This is a genomic window from Acinetobacter gyllenbergii CIP 110306 = MTCC 11365, from assembly GCF_000413855.1.
Lineage (GTDB): Bacteria > Pseudomonadota > Gammaproteobacteria > Pseudomonadales > Moraxellaceae > Acinetobacter > Acinetobacter gyllenbergii.
Genome location: NZ_ATGG01000028.1, coordinates 47,163 through 65,477, shown reverse-complemented (window position 1 = coordinate 65,477; position 18,315 = coordinate 47,163). Strand labels below are relative to the sequence as shown.

19 protein-coding genes and 1 pseudogene are annotated in these 18,315 nt (G+C 42.4%); 17 read left to right on the top strand and 3 right to left on the bottom strand.

Annotation, left to right across the window (positions count from 1 at the left end):
• The first annotated feature begins 195 nt into the window (after nucleotides 1-195).
• Nucleotides 196-786, top strand: coding sequence for a LysE family translocator (locus F957_RS03975; RefSeq protein ID WP_016542558.1), 591 nt, complete (start codon nucleotides 196-198; stop codon nucleotides 784-786).
• 13 nt (nucleotides 787-799) lie between these two features.
• On the opposite strand, the gene F957_RS03980 is transcribed toward F957_RS03975, so the two are convergent.
• Nucleotides 800-1,438 carry a DedA family protein gene (locus F957_RS03980; protein ID WP_016542559.1) on the bottom strand — a complete coding sequence of 213 codons (639 nt, stop codon included), beginning with the start codon at nucleotides 1,436-1,438 and terminating at the stop codon, nucleotides 800-802.
• 237 nt (nucleotides 1,439-1,675) lie between these two features.
• On the opposite strand from F957_RS03980, the gene F957_RS03985 reads away from it, so the two are divergent.
• Both F957_RS03985 and F957_RS03990 read left to right on the top strand, forming a co-directional pair.
• On the top strand, nucleotides 1,676-2,092 hold the full coding sequence (locus tag F957_RS03985; RefSeq protein ID WP_016542560.1) for a DoxX family protein: 417 nt from the start codon (nucleotides 1,676-1,678) through the stop codon (nucleotides 2,090-2,092).
• Between the two features lie 133 nt (nucleotides 2,093-2,225).
• Entirely contained in the window at nucleotides 2,226-2,597 is a 372-nt protein-coding gene (locus F957_RS03990) for a NirD/YgiW/YdeI family stress tolerance protein (RefSeq protein WP_016542561.1), read from the top strand.
• Nucleotides 2,598-2,646: 49 nt separating this feature from the next.
• On the opposite strand, the gene F957_RS03995 is transcribed toward F957_RS03990, so the two are convergent.
• Nucleotides 2,647-3,873 (bottom strand): DUF445 family protein, encoded by a 1,227-nt coding sequence (locus F957_RS03995; protein ID WP_171061146.1) that lies wholly within the window; start codon nucleotides 3,871-3,873, stop codon nucleotides 2,647-2,649.
• Nucleotides 3,874-4,317: 444 nt separating this feature from the next.
• Here F957_RS03995 and guaA point away from each other — a divergent pair, with 444 nt between their 5' ends.
• From guaA to F957_RS20870, 4 genes and pseudogenes are all read left to right on the top strand, one after another.
• On the top strand, nucleotides 4,318-5,886 hold the full coding sequence (gene guaA / locus F957_RS04000; RefSeq protein ID WP_016542562.1) for a glutamine-hydrolyzing GMP synthase: 1,569 nt from the start codon (nucleotides 4,318-4,320) through the stop codon (nucleotides 5,884-5,886).
• 58 nt (nucleotides 5,887-5,944) lie between these two features.
• Nucleotides 5,945-6,727 (top strand): ANT(3'')-II family aminoglycoside nucleotidyltransferase, encoded by a 783-nt coding sequence (locus tag F957_RS04005; protein WP_004656575.1) that lies wholly within the window; start codon nucleotides 5,945-5,947, stop codon nucleotides 6,725-6,727.
• 127 nt (nucleotides 6,728-6,854) lie between these two features.
• The gene (locus tag F957_RS04010; protein WP_016542563.1) at nucleotides 6,855-7,784 is read left to right on the top strand and encodes a LysR family transcriptional regulator; all 930 of its coding nucleotides are present in this window, start codon (nucleotides 6,855-6,857) and stop codon (nucleotides 7,782-7,784) included.
• A gap of 348 nt (nucleotides 7,785-8,132) precedes the next feature.
• Nucleotides 8,133-9,589: pseudogene (locus F957_RS20870) on the top strand (aldehyde dehydrogenase family protein).
• Nucleotides 9,590-9,668: 79 nt separating this feature from the next.
• On the opposite strand, the gene F957_RS04015 reads toward F957_RS20870, so the two are convergent.
• Nucleotides 9,669-10,562 carry a LysR family transcriptional regulator gene (locus F957_RS04015; protein ID WP_016542564.1) on the bottom strand — a complete coding sequence of 298 codons (894 nt, stop codon included), beginning with the start codon at nucleotides 10,560-10,562 and terminating at the stop codon, nucleotides 9,669-9,671.
• 154 nt (nucleotides 10,563-10,716) lie between these two features.
• Here F957_RS04015 and F957_RS04020 point away from each other — a divergent pair, with 154 nt between their 5' ends.
• From F957_RS04020 to F957_RS04065, 10 genes are all read left to right on the top strand, one after another.
• Nucleotides 10,717-11,778 carry a cupin domain-containing protein gene (locus F957_RS04020; protein WP_016542565.1) on the top strand — a complete coding sequence of 354 codons (1,062 nt, stop codon included), beginning with the start codon at nucleotides 10,717-10,719 and terminating at the stop codon, nucleotides 11,776-11,778.
• Nucleotides 11,775-12,410, top strand: a complete 636-nt coding sequence (gene maiA, locus F957_RS04025; protein ID WP_016542566.1) for a maleylacetoacetate isomerase — start codon at nucleotides 11,775-11,777, stop codon at nucleotides 12,408-12,410. The genes F957_RS04020 and maiA overlap by 4 nt, the downstream gene beginning before the upstream one ends.
• Before the next feature lie 36 nt (nucleotides 12,411-12,446).
• Nucleotides 12,447-13,148: a fumarylacetoacetate hydrolase family protein gene (locus F957_RS04030; RefSeq protein WP_016542567.1), complete on the top strand. Its 702-nt coding sequence runs from the start codon at nucleotides 12,447-12,449 to the stop codon at nucleotides 13,146-13,148.
• Between the two features lie 108 nt (nucleotides 13,149-13,256).
• Entirely contained in the window at nucleotides 13,257-14,600 is a 1,344-nt protein-coding gene (locus F957_RS04035) for an MFS transporter (RefSeq protein ID WP_016542568.1), read from the top strand.
• 77 nt (nucleotides 14,601-14,677) lie between these two features.
• Nucleotides 14,678-15,934 carry an OprD family outer membrane porin gene (locus tag F957_RS04040; RefSeq protein ID WP_016542569.1) on the top strand — a complete coding sequence of 419 codons (1,257 nt, stop codon included), beginning with the start codon at nucleotides 14,678-14,680 and terminating at the stop codon, nucleotides 15,932-15,934.
• A 161-nt stretch (nucleotides 15,935-16,095) separates the two neighbouring features.
• Nucleotides 16,096-16,437: a hypothetical protein gene (locus F957_RS04045; protein WP_016542570.1), complete on the top strand. Its 342-nt coding sequence runs from the start codon at nucleotides 16,096-16,098 to the stop codon at nucleotides 16,435-16,437.
• 307 nt (nucleotides 16,438-16,744) lie between these two features.
• Nucleotides 16,745-17,278, top strand: coding sequence for a PadR family transcriptional regulator (locus F957_RS04050; protein ID WP_016542571.1), 534 nt, complete (start codon nucleotides 16,745-16,747; stop codon nucleotides 17,276-17,278).
• Between the two features lie 14 nt (nucleotides 17,279-17,292).
• Nucleotides 17,293-17,682, top strand: coding sequence for a Fur family transcriptional regulator (locus tag F957_RS04055; protein WP_016542572.1), 390 nt, complete (start codon nucleotides 17,293-17,295; stop codon nucleotides 17,680-17,682).
• A 20-nt stretch (nucleotides 17,683-17,702) separates the two neighbouring features.
• The gene (locus F957_RS04060; RefSeq protein ID WP_016542573.1) at nucleotides 17,703-17,999 is read left to right on the top strand and encodes a DUF3861 domain-containing protein; all 297 of its coding nucleotides are present in this window, start codon (nucleotides 17,703-17,705) and stop codon (nucleotides 17,997-17,999) included.
• A 17-nt stretch (nucleotides 18,000-18,016) separates the two neighbouring features.
• Nucleotides 18,017-18,286, top strand: a complete 270-nt coding sequence (locus F957_RS04065; protein WP_032861088.1) for a DUF2798 domain-containing protein — start codon at nucleotides 18,017-18,019, stop codon at nucleotides 18,284-18,286.
• The last annotated feature ends 29 nt before the right edge of the window (nucleotides 18,287-18,315 follow it).

Genomic DNA, 18,315 nt, shown 5'->3' with positions numbered 1-18,315 from the left:
CGTCATCGTTTAAGATGGCGATCAGTAACTAAATTATAGCAAAATGTTTCAAGATATAATGATAAAAAACAAATAATTAAAATTTATAACTCAGCTAATTCATTGATTTTTTTTATTCGAGGATGCCCTGAAAATTTGTGTTTTTGCCCTAAATTCGTTTAAGGTGGCGCCCATGTCTAGCCGTTCGGTATGTGTATGATTGAGAGTTGGTTTTTTGTTTTGGCGATGTTGGCGGTATTACTGATACCAGGTCCGACCAATGCTTTGCTTGCCAGTGCAACACACCAACACGGTGTTCCTAAAACCATCACGTTTATTCCAATTGAGTGGTTGGGCTATCTCTATGGGATTAGTTTATGGGCGCTCTTCATTCATTTATTTGATCCGATTTGGCCTGCAATTGGTGCGATTCTACATACGCTCAGTTTGCTCTATGTTCTTTGGATGGCATTCCATTTGTGGAAAGGCTCACATCTACAAAAACTAGATCAACATCACCAACATATTCGTAAAAGACAGCTGTTTTTCTCAACGCTTAAAAATCCGAAAACGGTGTTATTGGCTTCTGGGATTTTTCCAGCTGAAACATGGAATTCGATTGAACAAGCCGCGCTGGTATTTGCAATTTTTAGTCTTATTCTGATTCCCGTCAGTATTTTCTGGATGCTGTTTGGACGGGCATTGTTGGCAGGAAGCCTGATTGGAATTAAAGCCGACCATTTATACAAAGGGTCGGCCATGCTATTGCTTATTTGTATGTTACCGATGCTATTACGTTTCTTTTAACAGCACCTTCGGTTTACTGGGCTTTAGCAGCTTTCATTTTCTGACGAATAAAGCCAATGATGCCCGGTAACACACTGATAATAATGATACCGAAAATGAGATGGGTAAAATTATCTTTCACGATTGGCATATTGCCGAATAAGTAGCCAAGCGTAATGAACGATGCGATCCAGCAAAATGCACCCACAACATTATAGGTCAAGAAATATTTATAGTTCATACTGCCAGCACCCGCCACAAAAGGAGCGAAGGTCCGCGCAAAAGGTACAAAGCGGGCAAAAATAATGGTTTTACCGCCGTGACGTTGAAAGAACGCTTGGGTTTTAAGCAAATGTTGTTTATTGATGAAGCGTGAATTGGTTTCAAATACGCGTGGACCCACGTAACGGCCAATATGATAGTTCAAAGTATCACCGAGTACGGCTGCGATAAACAATAAAACACCGAGTACCCATGGATCCATTGCACCTGTAGATGCAGCTAAAGCACCTGCGGCAAATAATAAGCTGTCACCAGGTAAAAATGGCATCACCACTAAACCAGTTTCAACAAAAATAATCAGGAATAAAATGGCATAAATCCACACGCCATAATTGGTAATAAATTCTAAAAGATGTTCGTCAACGTGCAGAATAAAATCAATGAGTTCCATGGAGGGGTTAACACTATGAATGTGGACTAAATCCTAGCAGTGCCTCTGTAGAATGTCAGTATAAAAAGCAAATTAATTGGTAACTTTTTAGAACAGATTAAGCGGGTCTTAAAGCGAGAAAAGGTATTTTATTGTTGCAAATAAGGAACGATATGTTAACTAAATTGGTGTTTATTGCAAAATTAAAGCTACATAAACTGCTAGCATGTTAAAAAACAAACAGTGTGGAAATTGATTATGTTTAATCCGAATGTTGTTGTAAAAAATATCGTAACACAGTCTGGCGTGGCCAATGTTGTCACTTTGATTGCGCGTTTGTTATTGGCTTATATTTTTCTTGTTGCAGGTTGGGGCAAGATCGTAGGTTATGCGGGTACAGCGGGTTATATGGAATCGATGGGGGTTCCGGGTGCCTTATTACCGTTAGTGATCTTGGTTGAGTTTGGTGGTGGCTTGGCTCTACTATTTGGTTTCCAAACACGTTTTGCATCTTTGGGTTTAGGTCTTTTTAGTATTATTACAGCCTTTATCTTCCATGCTGGTGCAGAAGATGCGATTAATTTTATGAAGAACTTCGCGATGGCGGGTGGTTTCTTTATGTTGATGCTCTATGGCGCAGGTCGTATTAGCCTTGACCATTTAATTGAAAAATAATAGCTCGGGATCAATCCCCGTTGTTCACAACGGGGTTAAATTTTGCCTAAAGCATCTTGCTTACAAACGAAAGCCGACATTGCGGCTTATTTCTGTTTAGATCATAAATGGTTAAAACAAATAGGACATGACAATGAAAAAAATGCTTTTGGGTTGCGTGATTGTAGTTTTCACAAGTTTATCGACACTGACATGGGCAGGTAAAGATGATCATGTATTACTACAGGAAGCGGCAAAGAATGTAGTGTCGGTGAGTCAAGTCGCGAAATTGGCCGATGAAACGGGTATTACCCTGACTGGCCAAATTAGCAAGCACCTGCAAAGTGATCATTATGAGTTTAAAGATTCGAGCGGCAGCATCGGCGTCGAAATTGATGATGATCTTTGGCGTCAAGCAGGGTTGAAAGTCGGTGATCATGTACGTTTAGTCGGTGAGGTGGATACCCATCGCTATAAGCCAACTGATATTGAAGTCATTAAAATTGAAAAATATGCGCATCGATAAAGACATAAAAAAAGGAAGCTCAGGCTTCCTTTTTTTTATGTCTGATGTTTTAGAGCATGAAATGGATTTGCATTTCCCCGACGAGGAAACCTAGTACCGCCCCGACAATGATCAATGACCATTCATCTTCTTTAAATGCAGGACGTAGCATGCCTTCAAACTCTTCTGGACTCAGTTTCTGCATACGTTCAACCAAGGTATTACGCACATTCATGGCATCTTCAGCATATGATTCGACATAACGCATGGTGTCTGGCAGTTGCTTGAGAATACGTTCCGCCACTTCGGCTTTCAGATTTTGGTATTTTTCACCGCCAATTGCATAGACCACCAAAGGACGCACAATACCAGCCTGCAAATCAATTTCTTGTTTGACTTGGCGGCTGACCAACTCAATCACTTTGTCTGAATGTGTGCCTGAGAACAACTCTTCCATCATGTTGCGTGAGGTGAGTAATTGTTTGGAAATCAATGCGGCATAGTCGGCAGCCACTTCATTTTGACGTTTAATAAACAGACCTTGCCAAGTATAGCCCATGATCTTTTTTGGGTATAACGGACGGAACATCATTTGCAAGGCCATCCAGTCGCTAAAGAAGCCGACAAAGCCACCAAACATCGGCAGCATCCATGGATATTTACCTTGAGTCACGATCCAGCACAGCATTTGTACCACACCAATTGCAAAACCAAACACGAAACCGACATTACTAAAGAATTTAAATTCCTGTTTGCCCACTTTCTTAAAGATTTCATTGAGCAAACGTTTGTCTTTGAGCAGGTTATTGACCACCATATGTTTGATATCGAAGTACTTGGCAACATCTTTCTGCACTTCACTCATAATATGTTCAACAATTTCTGGCGCTTTGGCTTGGACACGCTTAATCAGTTTTTGTCGTGCAAACTCAGGCATGCCTTCCCATAGGCCAGGTTGGTATTGTTGTGCTACTTCTCGGGTAATGTCCTCAGCTGCTGCCATCAATGGTTTTTCAATTTCTTGGGCAATACGTTTGGGGTCGAGTCGGGCAAAAATTTCTTCGGGTTTAATCAGCTTGGAGGTCATTAACTCCACTGCTGTGGTGGCCATCTTCTCTGCTTTACGGGGAACAATCCCTTGCCATCCGAGTGGAAGCCCAAATAATCGCAATCCTTTAAATTCAAGTGGTGAAAACATCATTTGAATGGCAATGACCTTGGTCACATAGCCAATAAAGCCACTGATAAAGGGGATTGAAATATATAACCAGAAATTCTGTTGAAAATCCGCAATCATTTCTTGAAACATTATTTTATTGGTCCTTCAAGTCCTAATTGTTGCTCGTGGTCGGGCAAGCGCTAGATGATAGTGAAATATTTTCGGCCATTGATGAAACATCAGGACCCTTAATTTTTTGAGTTACCCTTTTATTTTTCCTTTGAATCAGGACATCACGATCGTATAAAAAGGCAACGATGCTGTCGATTGAATACCTTTCCATGGTAATGCATATCTTGACTCGTCATCTTAGCACCAATTTTTGCTTTGTGTTGAGCAGAATGGGCAAGAATTGTTGATTTAATACTCCTTATTTTGTGCTTTGCTGTGAAATTTTAGTTTAAATATCAGTGTCGATTGCTCAATCCAATGAAAAAATAAGATAGATGATGAATTGCGATGCGCCAAAGCGTGAAAAATGTTAGAATATGGCGCTTAATTCATTTGCCTTTAAGATGAACCATGACGACCAATACTCAAATTACTGAAGATCGTATCCTTATTTTGGATTTCGGCTCTCAATATAGCCAGCTCATTGCACGTCGTGTACGTGAAGCGGGTGTCTATTCTGAAATGTATGCATTCGATATGTCTGAAGCAGACATTCGTGCGTTTAATCCGAAGGGGATTATTTTATCAGGTGGCCCTGAAAGCGTACATGAAGAAGGAAGCCCACGCGCACCACAAGTTGTATTTGAATTAGGCGTACCAGTGTTGGGTATCTGTTATGGTTTGCAAACCATGTCTGAACAACTTGGCGGTAAAGTAGAGCCAGGTACAGTACATGAGTTTGGTTATGCAGAAGTAGATATTCTAGTACGTGATCAATTGATTGGTAACTTGCAAGATCGTGAAAACCAACTTCATGTTTGGATGAGCCATGGCGATAAAGTCAGTGCCATTCCAGAAGGCTTCCAAGTGACTGCGAGTACACCAAGCTGCCCGTTCGCTGCGGTGAGTGATGAAGCACGTCGTTTCTATGGTGTTCAGTTCCATCCAGAAGTGACTCACACTGCAAAAGGTGCTGAATTACTGTCTAACTTTGTACATCAGATTTGTGGTTGCCGTGGTCTGTGGACGCCTGAACACATTATCGATTTACGTGTAGAACAGTTACGCGCACAAATTGGTGATGAAAAAGTTCTGTTAGGTTTGTCTGGTGGTGTGGACTCATCTGTGGTTGCTGCGTTATTGCACAAAGCCATTGGCGACCAGTTAACTTGCGTATTTGTAGACAATGGTTTACTTCGTTTAAACGAAGGTGATCAAGTGATGCAAATGTTTGCAGAAAACATGGGCATTCGCGTCATCCGTGCCGATGCTGAACAGCGTTTCTTGTCTGCTTTGGCAGGTGAAGTTGATCCTGAGAAAAAACGTAAAATCATTGGTCGTGAATTTATTGAAGTATTTGCAGAAGAAGCACGTAAACTTGATGGTGTGAAATTCTTGGCACAAGGGACGATTTATCCAGACGTAATCGAATCTGCTGCAAGCAAACAAGGTAAAGCACACGTAATTAAATCACACCACAACGTGGGTGGTTTACCTGATGACCTAGAATTTGAATTGGTTGAACCATTACGTGACTTGTTCAAAGATGAAGTACGTAAATTAGGTACAACCATTGGTTTACCGCATAGCATGATTTACCGTCATCCATTCCCAGGCCCAGGTTTGGGCGTGCGTATTTTGGGTGAAGTGAAGAAAGAATACGCTGATATTCTTCGTCTTGCTGACGACATCTTTATGCAAGAACTGCGTGATAGCGGTTGGTACGACAAAACTGCACAAGCATTTGCGGTATTCCAACCTGTAAAATCAGTGGGTGTTGTTGGTGATGGTCGCCGTTATGCATGGGTGATTGCACTTCGTGCGGTAGAAACGGTTGACTTTATGACAGCACGCTTTGCACATCTTCCATATGAATTGGTTGATAAAATCTCAACTCGTATCATGAATGAGATTAAAGATGTTTCACGCGTTGTCTACGACGTGTCATCTAAACCACCAGCAACGATTGAGTGGGAATAAGATGAAGGGCAGGATGAAAATCCTGCCTTTTTTTATGCGATTGAAAAAGAGGTCCAGCATGTCCGAAACCTTGCAACTCGAACAATTAACAGGGTCTTTACAGCAGCTTTTGGGTGAATCGCTCTTTGCAATTTATTTGTATGGATCAGCCGTTGATGGCGGGCTAGGTCCAGAAAGTGATCTGGATGTTTTGGTTGTGGTGAGTCAAGCACTGACACTCCAGCAACGACAGCAACTGGCAGAAACCTTATTAAAAATTTCGTATCCAATTGGGGCTACACAGCGTGCACTTGAAGTCACCATTGTACTGAAAGCACAAATTCTTTCGGGAAGTTACCCACTCAGCTACGAACTGCAATTTGGGGAGTGGTTACGGGAGGAATTAAACCAAGGTGCCTTGCTTCGCGGCCATACAGACCCCGATCTGAGTATTTTGCTGAAGAAAGCACAACTACATCATCGTTGTTTGTTGGGGCCAAGTTTGACACAGTGGTCAACGGCAATTCCTGAACAGCAACTCTGGCAGGCAATGGCAGACACCTATCCCTCAATTGTGGCGCATTGGGATGAGGATGCTGATGAACGTAATCAGATTTTAGCCTTATGCCGTATTTATTTTAGCTTGATGACGAATGAGATTGTGCCTAAAGATCAAGCCGCACACTGGATAATGACTCAGTTACCGCCGCAGCATCAACCCGTTTTGCAGCGCATGATCCAAGAATATAAAGGTGAGATAGGCAAGCAAAACTGGCAACAACAGCATCAGGCTTTAGGTCCTGTTGTTGACTTCCTCAGTATGAATATAAAAGTGCTTTTAGAACAAAAAAGACATAAATAATAAACATTAAGGGACGGTACTTGAATTGTTGCATAGATGAGACCGAGTATTGCAAGAACAGACTATTCAAGTCGGCGTGATTAGACCTAACATTCGTCTATGATCAAACCCAGATAGGGAGTGCCTTTTGAATCAGATTGTTGAAATGCAGACATTCATTGCAGTGGTTGAGGCCGGTAGTATTACTCACGCTGCGAAACGTTTGGGCATTACTAAATCGGTGGTGAGTCAACGGATTCAGCAATTGGAACAGCGTTTATCTGCCGCACTGATTCATCGTGGTCGAAGCATGTTGCTCACCGAGGTTGGGCAGGAATTTTATCAGCAGTCCAGCAAGATTCTAGCTGAATTAAGTGACTTGGAAGAGTCGATCAGCGCTCGGCATGAGCATTTAAGTGGCAGTTTTCGTTTGTCGGTACCGCAGGCGTTTAATATTCAATATCTTGCGCCTTATTTAGCCGAATTTATGCAACTGTATCCTGAACTCAAGCTAGATATTGAGTCGAGTGATCATTTCGTCAATCTGAATAATGGTCATTATGATGCGGCGATTCGGATGGGGGAGTTACCCGATTCCAATCTAATCAGTCAAACCATAGCACCGAATCATCATTATATTTGTGCAAGTCCAGACTACTTACAAGTATATGGAAGACCAACACATCCCAATGAACTGTTGCGACACCGTGGTCTGTTGTATTTGTCCCGAGAACCACATGCTATGTGGCAACTGCCTGTCGATGGTAAGAAGGCATTTTTTCGCATTTCACCTTATCTACGTACAGATAGTGGTCATCAATTGTTGGAAGCTGCCAAGCTTGGCTTGGGGATTGCGATTTTACCAAGCTTTCTCGCCGCAGAAGCCATTTGCCAGCAGCAACTTAAAGTGATCTTGCCTGAGTTTTCGCCTTCGGGAGGCAATATTTCAGTGGTTTACCGTATGTCGAATCGAGCCTCTCCTAAAATTCAAGCTTTGGTCGATTTTCTATCCAGAAAAATAGGCCATCCTACGCCTTGGGATAGCCAGATTCAGCGCATTTTGCAGCAGTCATCATAAAATGCTGTTCGGAAAAATCGAATCATGGTTTTGCTTTTTGTGGTCTAGCGAACAAAAAACTTCATTTGGTAGGGTGTTTGCCTCACTTTAACCCCTGTTGAATCGGGTGATCTCAGGAGATCGCGTGTTCAATCCGTATTTATGTTACCGATGTATTGTCTTAATCAGTCGACCCCATGAATCCAAAGTTACTTGCAAGTGTGGTTTAGAAATAGCTTGGGTTGCAGTCTGGCAATTGCTTAGATCGTCAATCTTGATGATGAAATATGACAGTGAATAGGGTGGTAAATAGATATTTGATTGAGGACTCAACCGATCTTCGCTTATTTTCATTTTTAGGATGTGCAGATGAATAGACTAGCTAAAAACTGGATTAATGGTGAGTGGGTGGACTCTCATCAGCATATACAATCGATTAATCCAGCAACATATGAAGTGATTGGGCAATATGCCAATGCGACGGTAGAGCAGGCGCAGAGTGCTATCTTGGCCGCAAAGACCGCATTAAAAAAAACAGATTGGAAGCGTGACCGTCGTTTACGCGCAAAAGTACTCAATGAAATGGCAGATGCTTTTGAACGCTATGCGGATGAATTGATTGAGATCCTTGCTACTGAAAATGGAAAAATTAAAGCAGAAGCCAGCTTTGAAGTGACGATGGTTCCCGCCAAATTACGTTATAACGCAGCATTGACCTTAACTGAGTACGGCCGAGCATTGGAACCAAAGCCAGGTAGTTACTCGATGGTTTTGCGTGAACCGATGGGGGTATCTGGAATTATCGTACCGTGGAATTCTCCAGTAGTTTTAATGATTCGTTCACTGGCACCTGCATTAGCCGCGGGCACCACAACAGTCATTAAGATGCCGGGTCAAACCGCACAAACCAACGCCATCATTTCCCGAATTTTTTCTGAACTTCCTTCTTTACCACAAGGGGTGATCAATCTATTTAGTGAGTCGACTGGAGGTGGATCGCGTTTACTGGTGGAATCACCTGATGTCCCTGTGATTAGTTTTACCGGCAGCACAGCAACAGGCAAGGCCATTTCGGCAACAGGTGCACAGCATCTGAAACGATTTGGCTTAGAGTTGGGGGTAAAACCCCAATGATCGTGTTTAAAGATGCGGATCTTGATCTGGTATTACCTAAACTGGAAAAAGCCTTGACCATCTTCGCGGGCCAGTTCTGTATGACTGGTTCACGTTTGTTGGTGCAGCGTGAGTTGGCAGATGAACTAAAACAGAAACTGGCTCAGCGTTTGGAAGCGGTTAAAGTTGGCCCTGCTGCTGATCCAAGCAGTGATATGGGACCCTTGATCGATAAGGATAATGTGGCACGTGTTGATGCGGTGGTTGAAAAAGCGATTGCCGAAGGAGCCAAGGTTATTGTTCGTGGTGGGCCGATCACTGAGGGAGCGTTGGCGAAAGGCGCTTTCTATCGCCCAACTTTACTCGAAGTGAATGATAATGCGATGGAAATCATTCAGGAAGAAACGTTTGGACCAGTGCTGACCTTGCAAGTATTTGATACTGAAGCGGAAGCGATTGCACTCGCCAATGACAACCAATATGGTTTAGCGGCTTCAATCTGGAGTCGTGATGTGGATTTACCATTGCGTGTGGCGACAGAAATGGAAGCGGGTACGGTTTGGATCAATGATTGGGCCGTGGTGTATGACGAGTTTGAAGAAGGTGGGTTCAAAAATTCTGGACTCGGCCGAATGAATGGTATGGCGGCCATGGATGACTTTATTGAATATAAGCACATTACCATTTCAACAGGTGTTTCTAGAACGGACTAGATGTTTTGTCAGCCATGGAATGAGATATCAAATAGCGCATCAATTTCGATGCGCTATTTTATTTTAACCTTGCTCAGCATTAAGCCGAGAACAGTTTAAAGCAGATCTGCCTTAACCACTGATTACTTGGGTTCTGATGCATACGTGAATGCCAGTGTTGCTTGACGCTGAATTTAGGGAATTTATAAGGTGGGTCGAAGCTTTTCAGTCCGCCCTGTGTCATTAACACCTGCGCCAGATAATTTGGAATAGTGGCAATGACATCGGTATCACGGACAATCAGGCCGACCCCTAAATAGCTGGGTAAACGCACCAGAATATTTCGGCTGACGCCGTGTTTTTGCAGTTCATGCTCCACCACATAATGTCCCCCCGTTGCCAAGATATCGACATGTAATTCTTGAGCGAACTCCAAAGCTGACAGGCTGGTTCCGGTCAGTCTTGGATGCTGTTGACTGGCAATACAGGTGTAATGTTGCTGAAACAGGGTTTGTTGATAAAAACCAGCTTCCAACTGAGGGAGAAATCCAATGGCGAGATCAATATCTCCATTTGACATCATTGGTGCGGTTTGGCTGTCAATCGGTAAAATTTCCAGTCGAATTGAGGGGGCATGCTGACGCATGTAATTCATCAGACGTGGTAAAAACACCAAATGACTGATGTCGGTCATGCTGATACGGAATTGATAAGTCGAAGTCTGTGGATCAAAGTCAATATTGTAATTCTGGACCAACTTCAAGCGGTTTAAGATTTCCACTACCATCGGATAGATCTGTTGGGCGAGCTCGGTGGGCTGCATTTTATTCTCAATACGTACAAACAGCGGGTCTCCAAAATGGGCCCTGAGTTTATTTAGTGCAATACTCAAAGTGGGTTGACCGATACCCAACTGTTCTGCAGCTTTAGAAATACTTTTGTGTTGATAAATTTCAAAGAAAATTTTCAGCAGCCGTGTATCCAGATCAAACATTAACATCAATCACCGTATTGATTTTATCAATACAGCCTATTGTTTTTTGTGCATAGATTCAACACATCCTGATTGCTACATTGAGTCAATACCGAATATTGATGAAATTATCGTCATTAGTATTGTGCTCCATGGGCAGTAAAAGGAATGACATATGGAACAGCTAGGCACGCTCGAAGAGCTACCAGAGCGTTATCGTGAAGAACTGAATGCATCCAATCTGGTGCCATTGTGGCCCAATTTAAGAAGCTTTATTCCACCTCATAAACCAAGACCGCAAACGGTTGCCACTGCTTGGTATTTTCAGCAGATTAAGCCTCTGTTGCTTGAAGCTGGGGAGTTAACACCGATTGAAAAGGCCGAGCGTCGTGTGTTGGCACTCGCCAACCCTGGGCATGGTTTGGAGAATATGAAAGTCAGCCCAGCCATGTATCTCGGCATGCAATTACTGCTTCCGCAAGAGTGGGCGCCTGCACATCGACATGCACCGAATGCGGTGCGCCTCATTGTTGAAGGACAGGGGGCCTATACCACGGTCGAAGGGCAAAAATGTTTGATGGAACATGGTGACATGATCCTGACGCCATCTGGGTTGTGGCATGAGCATGGACATGATGGCGATCAACCTGTGATCTGGATGGATATCCTTGATTTACCATTGGTTTATTACATGGAAGCCTCTTTTGTTGAAGAGGGGCGTCGTCAGGAAGTCGAACGAATTAATCAGGGGGCTACCCTTCAGTATGCGGCGGGTATTGTGCCAACACCACATTTTAGTCGTGAAGATGCCCCTTATCCGATGATGCGTTATGCCTGGAAAGACACCAAAAAAGTACTGGATGCTTTGGCCGAAAAAGCTGGCTATCAGGACCCCTTACAAGTGGCCTATGTTAATCCTGAAACGGGTCAAGATTGTCAGAACATTCTGGGTTATTCAGCTTTACTCCTGCGTCCGAATGAAACGCTGTCTTTACCTTTGCGTTCCACTGCACAGGTCTTTCATGTGATTGAAGGAGCTCTGACCATCCAGATTGATCAACAGGACTTCCATTTAACCCAAGCGGATACCGCATGTGCACCGTGTTTTACTGCTATTGATTTAATCAATACATCTGCGCAGCCATGCTATGTTTTTGTTGCCGATGAGGCACCTTTGCAACGCAAATTAGGCCTGTATTCGATACGTGACCGCCATGCTGAAGGAGTGAGCCCATGAAACTGTATGGTTTTTTCCGTAGTGGCACATCGCACCGTACCCGCATTGTCCTAAATCTCAAAGGTTTGGATTATGAGGCGAGCTATGTATCGTTGGCGAAAAATGAGCATCATCAAGCGGCTTTTCAAAGGCTTAGTCCACAAGGTTTTGTTCCAGTGTTGGAAACGGAAGCAGGCAGGTTATTACAAAGCCCCGCCATAATCGAATGGTTAGAACAGCAATACCCTGAACCAGCTCTGTTGCCAGCAGATGCGTTGGGTAAAGAGAGGGTACGCGCCATTGCGGCCTTGATCGGATGTGATATTCATCCCTTAAACAATAAGCGGGTACTGGAATACTTACGCCAGCTTGGGCTGGATCAGAACCAGATCAATGCGTGGTGTGCTAAGTGGATTCAGGATGGTTTTTCAGCCTTAGAGCACCTATTGGCTGAAGATTCAACTCGGGAAAAGTTCTGCTATGGCAAGCAAGTCAGCATTGCCGATGCGTATTTGATTCCACAAGTGGTATCGGCACAACGCTTTCAGGTCGACCTGTCGGCGTATCCTCTAATTAATGAAATTTATCAGCATTGTATGACCCTAGACGCGTTCCAGAAAGCTGCCCCTGAACAGCAGGCCGATGCGTTTTAAGGCTCTGATTTAACCTATATCAACAAGGAATATGCCATGACTTTTATTTTCCAGCCAATGACACCCGCGGGCCTGTTTATTCATGGCTCAGATCAGCAATTTCCAGTACGCCGTGTCTATTGTGTCGGCCGTAACTACGCTGCCCACGCACGTGAAATGGGCTTTGACCCAGATCGTGAACCGCCTTTTTTCTTTTGTAAACCTAACGATCTTGAGTCGATCGTACCTGTCAATCAGGATGCAGTAGAAATTCCTTATCCAACTGAAACCTCAAACTATCACTATGAAATCGAGTTGGTGGTGGCAATAGGACGCGATGCTAAAAATGTTTCGGTTGAAGATGCCGCAAATTACATTTATGGCTATGCCGTTGGTTTGGACATGACTCGCCGTGACTTGCAAATGAGTATGCGTGAAAAAGGTCGTCCATGGGAAATTGGCAAAGCATTCGATTTTTCTGCGCCGATTGGACCTATTCATCCAATGACTGAAACTGGTGAAATCAATCAGGCCGAGATTCATTTGAGCGTGAATGGTGAAACGGTACAGCGTAGTGATATCACTCATTTGATTTGGTCCGTTGCTGAAACCATTGCCAATCTGTCGACCTTATTTGAATTGAAAGCAGGTGATTTGATCTTTACTGGTACGCCTGAAGGGGTCGGTGCTGTGGTTCGTGGTGATGTTATGCGTGCCGAGATCACAGGTTTAACAGGCATCACCGTGAATGTGAAATAACTCACTTGATCTGAGTGGTTTAAACAGGTGCTCAAACTGAACAATAAATAGAGTTGAGTACCTTTGCTAAGGATTGCACTGGCCAAGATATTGGCAAAAGGAGTCGTTATGTCTCAGAAAACCATAGACGTACAAAGTTTCATCGATGAAATACCACTGTCGGCTTTGCAAAAATTAATCATGTGGTTGTGCTTTTTGATTGTTGCAATTGATGGCTTCGATACTGCAGCAGTGGGCTTTATTGCTCCTGCATTGAAAGCCGAGTGGGGCTTACAACCCACTGATCTGGCACCCTTATTTGGCGCAGGCCTATTTGGCTTGATGGCAGGTGCTCTGATTTTTGGCCCTTTGTCCGATAAACTTGGGCGTAAGCCGATTCTGATTGGCTCTGTGATCATGTTTGGCTGTGCCAGCCTATTTGCCGCCTTTTCATCGGACTTGCAAACGCTGATTATTTGGCGTTTTCTCACTGGGCTGGGTTTAGGTGGTGCTTTACCGAATGCCATTACCTTAACGTCAGAATATGCACCGACGTCCCGCCGTTCCAATTTGGTCACCATGATGTTTTGTGGTTTTACCATTGGCTCTGCGCTGGGTGGGGTTCTGTCGGCACAACTGCTACCGCATATCGGTTGGAATGGCATTTTATTGATCGGGGGAATTGCACCTTTATGTACAGTGCCTTTGTTATATTATCTCTTGCCTGAATCGCTGCGTTTTCTGGTTTTGAAACAAAAAAGTGCTGAACACATTGAAAGCATCATTCGTCGTATGGCACCGCATATCACGCAGATTCCAAGCTTAGTCCCACCTGCCAATGAAGTGGCAAAATCTAGTCTCAAAGACCTATTTAGCAAGGGACTTGCTTTGGGTACTTTTTTGATTTGGTTTACATTTTTTATGAGTCTGCTGATCATTTATATGATCTCGAGCTGGATGCCGACCTTGCTCACCAATGCGGGTTTTAACTTATCCAATGCCTCTTGGCTCACCTCGATCTTTCAGATTGGTGGAACGATCGGTGCCATCGTCTTAGGTTTGCTGATGGATAAAATGGATGCAACTAAAATTCTAAGTGCAGCCTATGTCTTTGGTGGTTTGTTCCTGATCTGTCTAGGTCTCGGGATCGAACAGTCTAATACCGTATTGCTGATGTTCGCCATGTTTGGTGTGGGTGTGGGGATTAGTGGCTCACAAGTTGGCGCAAATGCCTTTTCATCCAGTTTTTATCCAACGCATTGCCGTGCAACTGGTGTGAGTTGGGCCAATGCGATTGGACGTGTAGGTTCGGTTGTCGGCTCTATCATGGGCGGCTGGTTGATGTCATTGCATCTTTCTAGTTTTGCCATTCTCAGCATTCTTGCCATTCCTGCTTTCTGTGCAGCCATTTCATTATTGCTGATTAAACGCCTTAAAAAAGAACAGCCTGTCGTTGTGTCAACGCTAGGCTGAAATTAAAGATATTCCGCATAAAAATAGATGGCTGTGCCAATGGATGGCACAGCACCCAGCGATGGATGATTCCTTCTATGAACCATTTAAATACACAAACTTTAACGCTTACCACACTGTTATTGATGTTTGGAAGTAGTTCGATGTTGTGGGCAGCAGATCCAACCCAAGCCATTCAAGATGAATGGAAATTTAACTTGAAGAACGCCTATCTATATCGGGATTATGACAATCCGAATGCCAAAAACTTTGGCAGTTGGTCACAAGGGTTATCCTTATTTTATACCTCGAATTTACATGACACCCCTTTAGTGATCGCAGACAAACCACTTCGGATTGGGGCGGATGCTTCGCTGCAATATGCCGTACGTTTAAGTGCAGATCGGCATGTCAGTGATATGGTGTTACCCTTTGACTCACAAACTCAATCCCAAGCTGCTGATTATTCAAAATATGGGGCAACCTTAAAACTGGCTTATGACAAAACCTTGCTGAGTATCGGGGAGTTATGGCTGGATTTACCCGTCACCACTTCAGATGCGAGTCGGCAGCTGATTACCTCGTACTGGGGAACGAATTTAAAGTCACAGATTTCGGATCAGCTTTATGCTGAAATTGGTCGGGTTGAAAAAGTATCTCCACGCAATGAGGAGGATTTTCATCGCTTTTCCTTTACTGCCAATGGCAAAACGGCCTATTCCGATGGCTTGAATTATCTTGACCTACGTTACCAACTGACACCCGCGCTGAAAGCTGAATATTACTTTGGTAATTTGGAAGATTTATATAACAAACACTATCTCGGTTTAGAGCATACGTGGAAACAGCCGACTTTTTCGCTTAACTCCAAGTTCAAATATTTCAACGCCAAAAATGATGGCAGTAATTTTGAAATTGATGCGCAAAATATTGGTGTATTGGAAATGCTGAAAGTAAACAATCAGAGCTTTGGCTTGGGCTATCAACAGATTGTTGGTGAATCGGCCTATCCTTTACCTGATGGTTTTTTGCCTGAGTTGTATTTTATTAACTGGAATGCCACAGGCTTCTTTAAGCAGAATGAAAAGTCCTATCATTTGATGTATGGCTATGATTTTAAAGATTATATACCTGGGCTAAATGCCATGGTGAAGTATGTTTATGGTCATGATTTTAAAGCAGCCAATGGTGAGAAAAATCATGAAACTGAATCCAATGTCTTGATCAATTATGCCTTTCAGCAGCCTTATTTAAAGGGTTTTGCTGTTCAATATTTGCGTGTTGATTACAAGGTCAAACATGGCAATGACTTTGGTGAAGACCGTCTGTTTGTGAACTATACGAAGCGGTTTTAATCGATATTAATGTTGTTAAAAAAGAGCGCCTAGGTGCTCTTTTATTTCTTTATTATGATATTTTGTTTTAAATATTAATTTCGAATAATGTTTATTCTGTAATAATTAAATTGATATTTACAATGTGAACATATTATCGAAAATAATAAAGAGGTGTAAAAATGAGTTTTTCCACAAAATTACAAGTTAGATATACTGATTTTGATGAAGTTGATCTTTCATTTCAAAAGAATAAAATTTTAGAAATATTAGCGAATGATGGAATTCATGAAGATGTCTATAGCGGCTTACTTAATGCCTTTAATCATGGTGAGGAAAGCATCAATATTGATCCTGTTTATTGTTTAGAGTTAGTAGAAAAGATATCAACTTTATTTTCTGGAAAAAATTTTGAATGTCGAGGGCTTGGGGATGAATATTTTTACACATGGATTCTTTGTGTTGAAAATGGTCAGATTATTTTTAAAAACCAACCATGGGAAAGCGAAAATCCTTTTGTTTAACACAACAAGCATTATTTAAAATAATATTTAAAGCAATTATTTTATTTTTTAAATCAGCAACCTAGATGCAAAGATTATATTTAAAATGATTCGGTTGTTTTGAAATCAAATTTTATGCTTGCTGCCAATAGAAAAGAGTGCATAAGCACTCTTTTTTATTACTTAACTTTCCAAAAACTCTTTTGAGAATAAATAACTCCATAAATATCAAACGATTAAAATTTAAGTTATATCTTAACTTGATAAAAGATATATTAAGATATATCTTAATAAGCATAAATTAAGCAAATATAGAGAAAAATAACAGATGAAACATCAATCCGGGCATCCCCATGATGAAGCCGAGGCGGCTTTATTACATCGAGAACATCACCGTTCAGGCCGTCGTGGTCGCTTATTTGAATCAGGTCGCATGAAACTGTTGGTGCTACATTTGATTCAGCAAAGCCCCAAACATGGCTATGAAATTATTAAAGAAATTAGTGATCTGGTAGGGGATGGCTATACCCCAAGTGCAGGAACGATTTATCCAACACTAACTGCGTTGGAAGAAATGAATTTGATTCGTGTGCTGGATGCCGAACGTAAGCAATATCAGATTACCGACTATGGCGATAGCTATTTAAAAGAGCAGCAAGACATGCTGTTGGCACTTCTACAAAAGCTGCGACTAAGACGTGAAATTCACAATAATGATCAGTTGATTGATATTCATCGCGCGATGGAAAATCTGAAAACCGCATTGCGTTTAAAGCTGAATATTGCAGATTTGCAACAAGAACAGATCCATCAAATTGCGGAAAAAATTGATCAGGCCGCCATCGCCATCGGACGTTTATAAGTTGGGAGCGAAACATGTTAGAGCTACAACAGAAAATCAAGCAGGCGGGTCTAAGGGTGACGCATCCGCGTATGGCGGTGTTGTCTGTGTTGGAACAACAGACAGATGATCTTACGGTAAAGCAGATTTATCAACGGCTGAATCAACAGGAACAACAGCTGAGTTTGGCCACGGTGTATCGGGTGCTCAGTGATCTGGTGCAGGTTGGCTTAATTGCCAGTTACCAGTTTCATCGGACAGAGACCAAGTTTAATTTGCCATCAATCCCTAACAATCAAATGTTGCATATCCGTTGCGCCGATTTAACCAAGGCTAAACAGACCGCATTTTTACAGTCGTTGGCTGTAGTATTTCATCAATTTCAAGTCGACCTGATGCAGGTTGAAATTAAAGAGAGTGCTTAAAAGCCTCTTGGAGCAGAATCATGAAACAACATCAATATCATGTCACGGTACAGCATCTAAAGGATGCGAAAGGGCAGGTTTCAACTTATAGCGAGCGTTTAGAGTTTTATACGGGCAACCATGACGATATTTTCGAGATTGTTGAACGGTTGAAGAAGGCCGATTTTTTTGATGATCAAACCACCAAGTCATTTGCAGTAGGTTTAAAGCTGTTTAGTGAAGTGATGTTGGAAAATAAAGATCATCCTTTATTTGAGGAGTTTCTTCCGCAATTTGGTCAATTTATGAAAAATTTAAAGCAACAGGTAAAGAAATAGTGAAAAATTTCAATGAAATGGAGTTGGCAGCTAAAAAGTGGTCTATGAAAAAACTACCTGCAAAATATGCAGCGTGGATCTTACCGCTGATTTTATCTTTTTTTATGAGTGGGACTTTATCACTGGTTAATCTATGGATGAGAACAGGCTTTATTTCAGGATTTACCATGATCTGGTTGGAAACATGGATGTTTTCTTGGTTGATTGCTTATCCATTGGTCTTGATGCTATTGCCTGTGGTACGGCGTTTAACAGGCTTGATTGTGGATATGCAAGCTCAACCCTAGGCTTGATAGCATCATATTTTATCGGAGGA

Bases quoted from the DNA above. Each gene is read 5' to 3' on its own strand.
- F957_RS03975 (WP_016542558.1), top strand. From the start codon at position 196: ATGATTGAGAGTTGGTTTTTTGTTTTGGCGATGTTGGCGGTATTACTG.
- F957_RS03980 (WP_016542559.1), bottom strand. From the start codon at position 1,438: ATGGAACTCATTGATTTTATTCTGCACGTTGACGAACATCTTTTAGAA.
- F957_RS03985 (WP_016542560.1), top strand. From the start codon at position 1,676: ATGTTTAATCCGAATGTTGTTGTAAAAAATATCGTAACACAGTCTGGC.
- F957_RS03990 (WP_016542561.1), top strand. From the start codon at position 2,226: ATGAAAAAAATGCTTTTGGGTTGCGTGATTGTAGTTTTCACAAGTTTA.
- F957_RS03995 (WP_171061146.1), bottom strand. From the start codon at position 3,873: ATGATTGCGGATTTTCAACAGAATTTCTGGTTATATATTTCAATCCCC.
- guaA (WP_016542562.1), top strand. From the start codon at position 4,318: ATGACGACCAATACTCAAATTACTGAAGATCGTATCCTTATTTTGGAT.
- F957_RS04005 (WP_004656575.1), top strand. From the start codon at position 5,945: ATGTCCGAAACCTTGCAACTCGAACAATTAACAGGGTCTTTACAGCAG.
- F957_RS04015 (WP_016542564.1), bottom strand. From the start codon at position 10,562: ATGTTTGATCTGGATACACGGCTGCTGAAAATTTTCTTTGAAATTTAT.
- F957_RS04020 (WP_016542565.1), top strand. From the start codon at position 10,717: ATGGAACAGCTAGGCACGCTCGAAGAGCTACCAGAGCGTTATCGTGAA.
- maiA (WP_016542566.1), top strand. From the start codon at position 11,775: ATGAAACTGTATGGTTTTTTCCGTAGTGGCACATCGCACCGTACCCGC.
- F957_RS04030 (WP_016542567.1), top strand. From the start codon at position 12,447: ATGACTTTTATTTTCCAGCCAATGACACCCGCGGGCCTGTTTATTCAT.
- F957_RS04035 (WP_016542568.1), top strand. From the start codon at position 13,257: ATGTCTCAGAAAACCATAGACGTACAAAGTTTCATCGATGAAATACCA.
- F957_RS04040 (WP_016542569.1), top strand. From the start codon at position 14,678: ATGAACCATTTAAATACACAAACTTTAACGCTTACCACACTGTTATTG.
- F957_RS04045 (WP_016542570.1), top strand. From the start codon at position 16,096: ATGAGTTTTTCCACAAAATTACAAGTTAGATATACTGATTTTGATGAA.
- F957_RS04050 (WP_016542571.1), top strand. From the start codon at position 16,745: ATGAAACATCAATCCGGGCATCCCCATGATGAAGCCGAGGCGGCTTTA.
- F957_RS04055 (WP_016542572.1), top strand. From the start codon at position 17,293: ATGTTAGAGCTACAACAGAAAATCAAGCAGGCGGGTCTAAGGGTGACG.
- F957_RS04060 (WP_016542573.1), top strand. From the start codon at position 17,703: ATGAAACAACATCAATATCATGTCACGGTACAGCATCTAAAGGATGCG.
- F957_RS04065 (WP_032861088.1), top strand. From the start codon at position 18,017: ATGGAGTTGGCAGCTAAAAAGTGGTCTATGAAAAAACTACCTGCAAAA.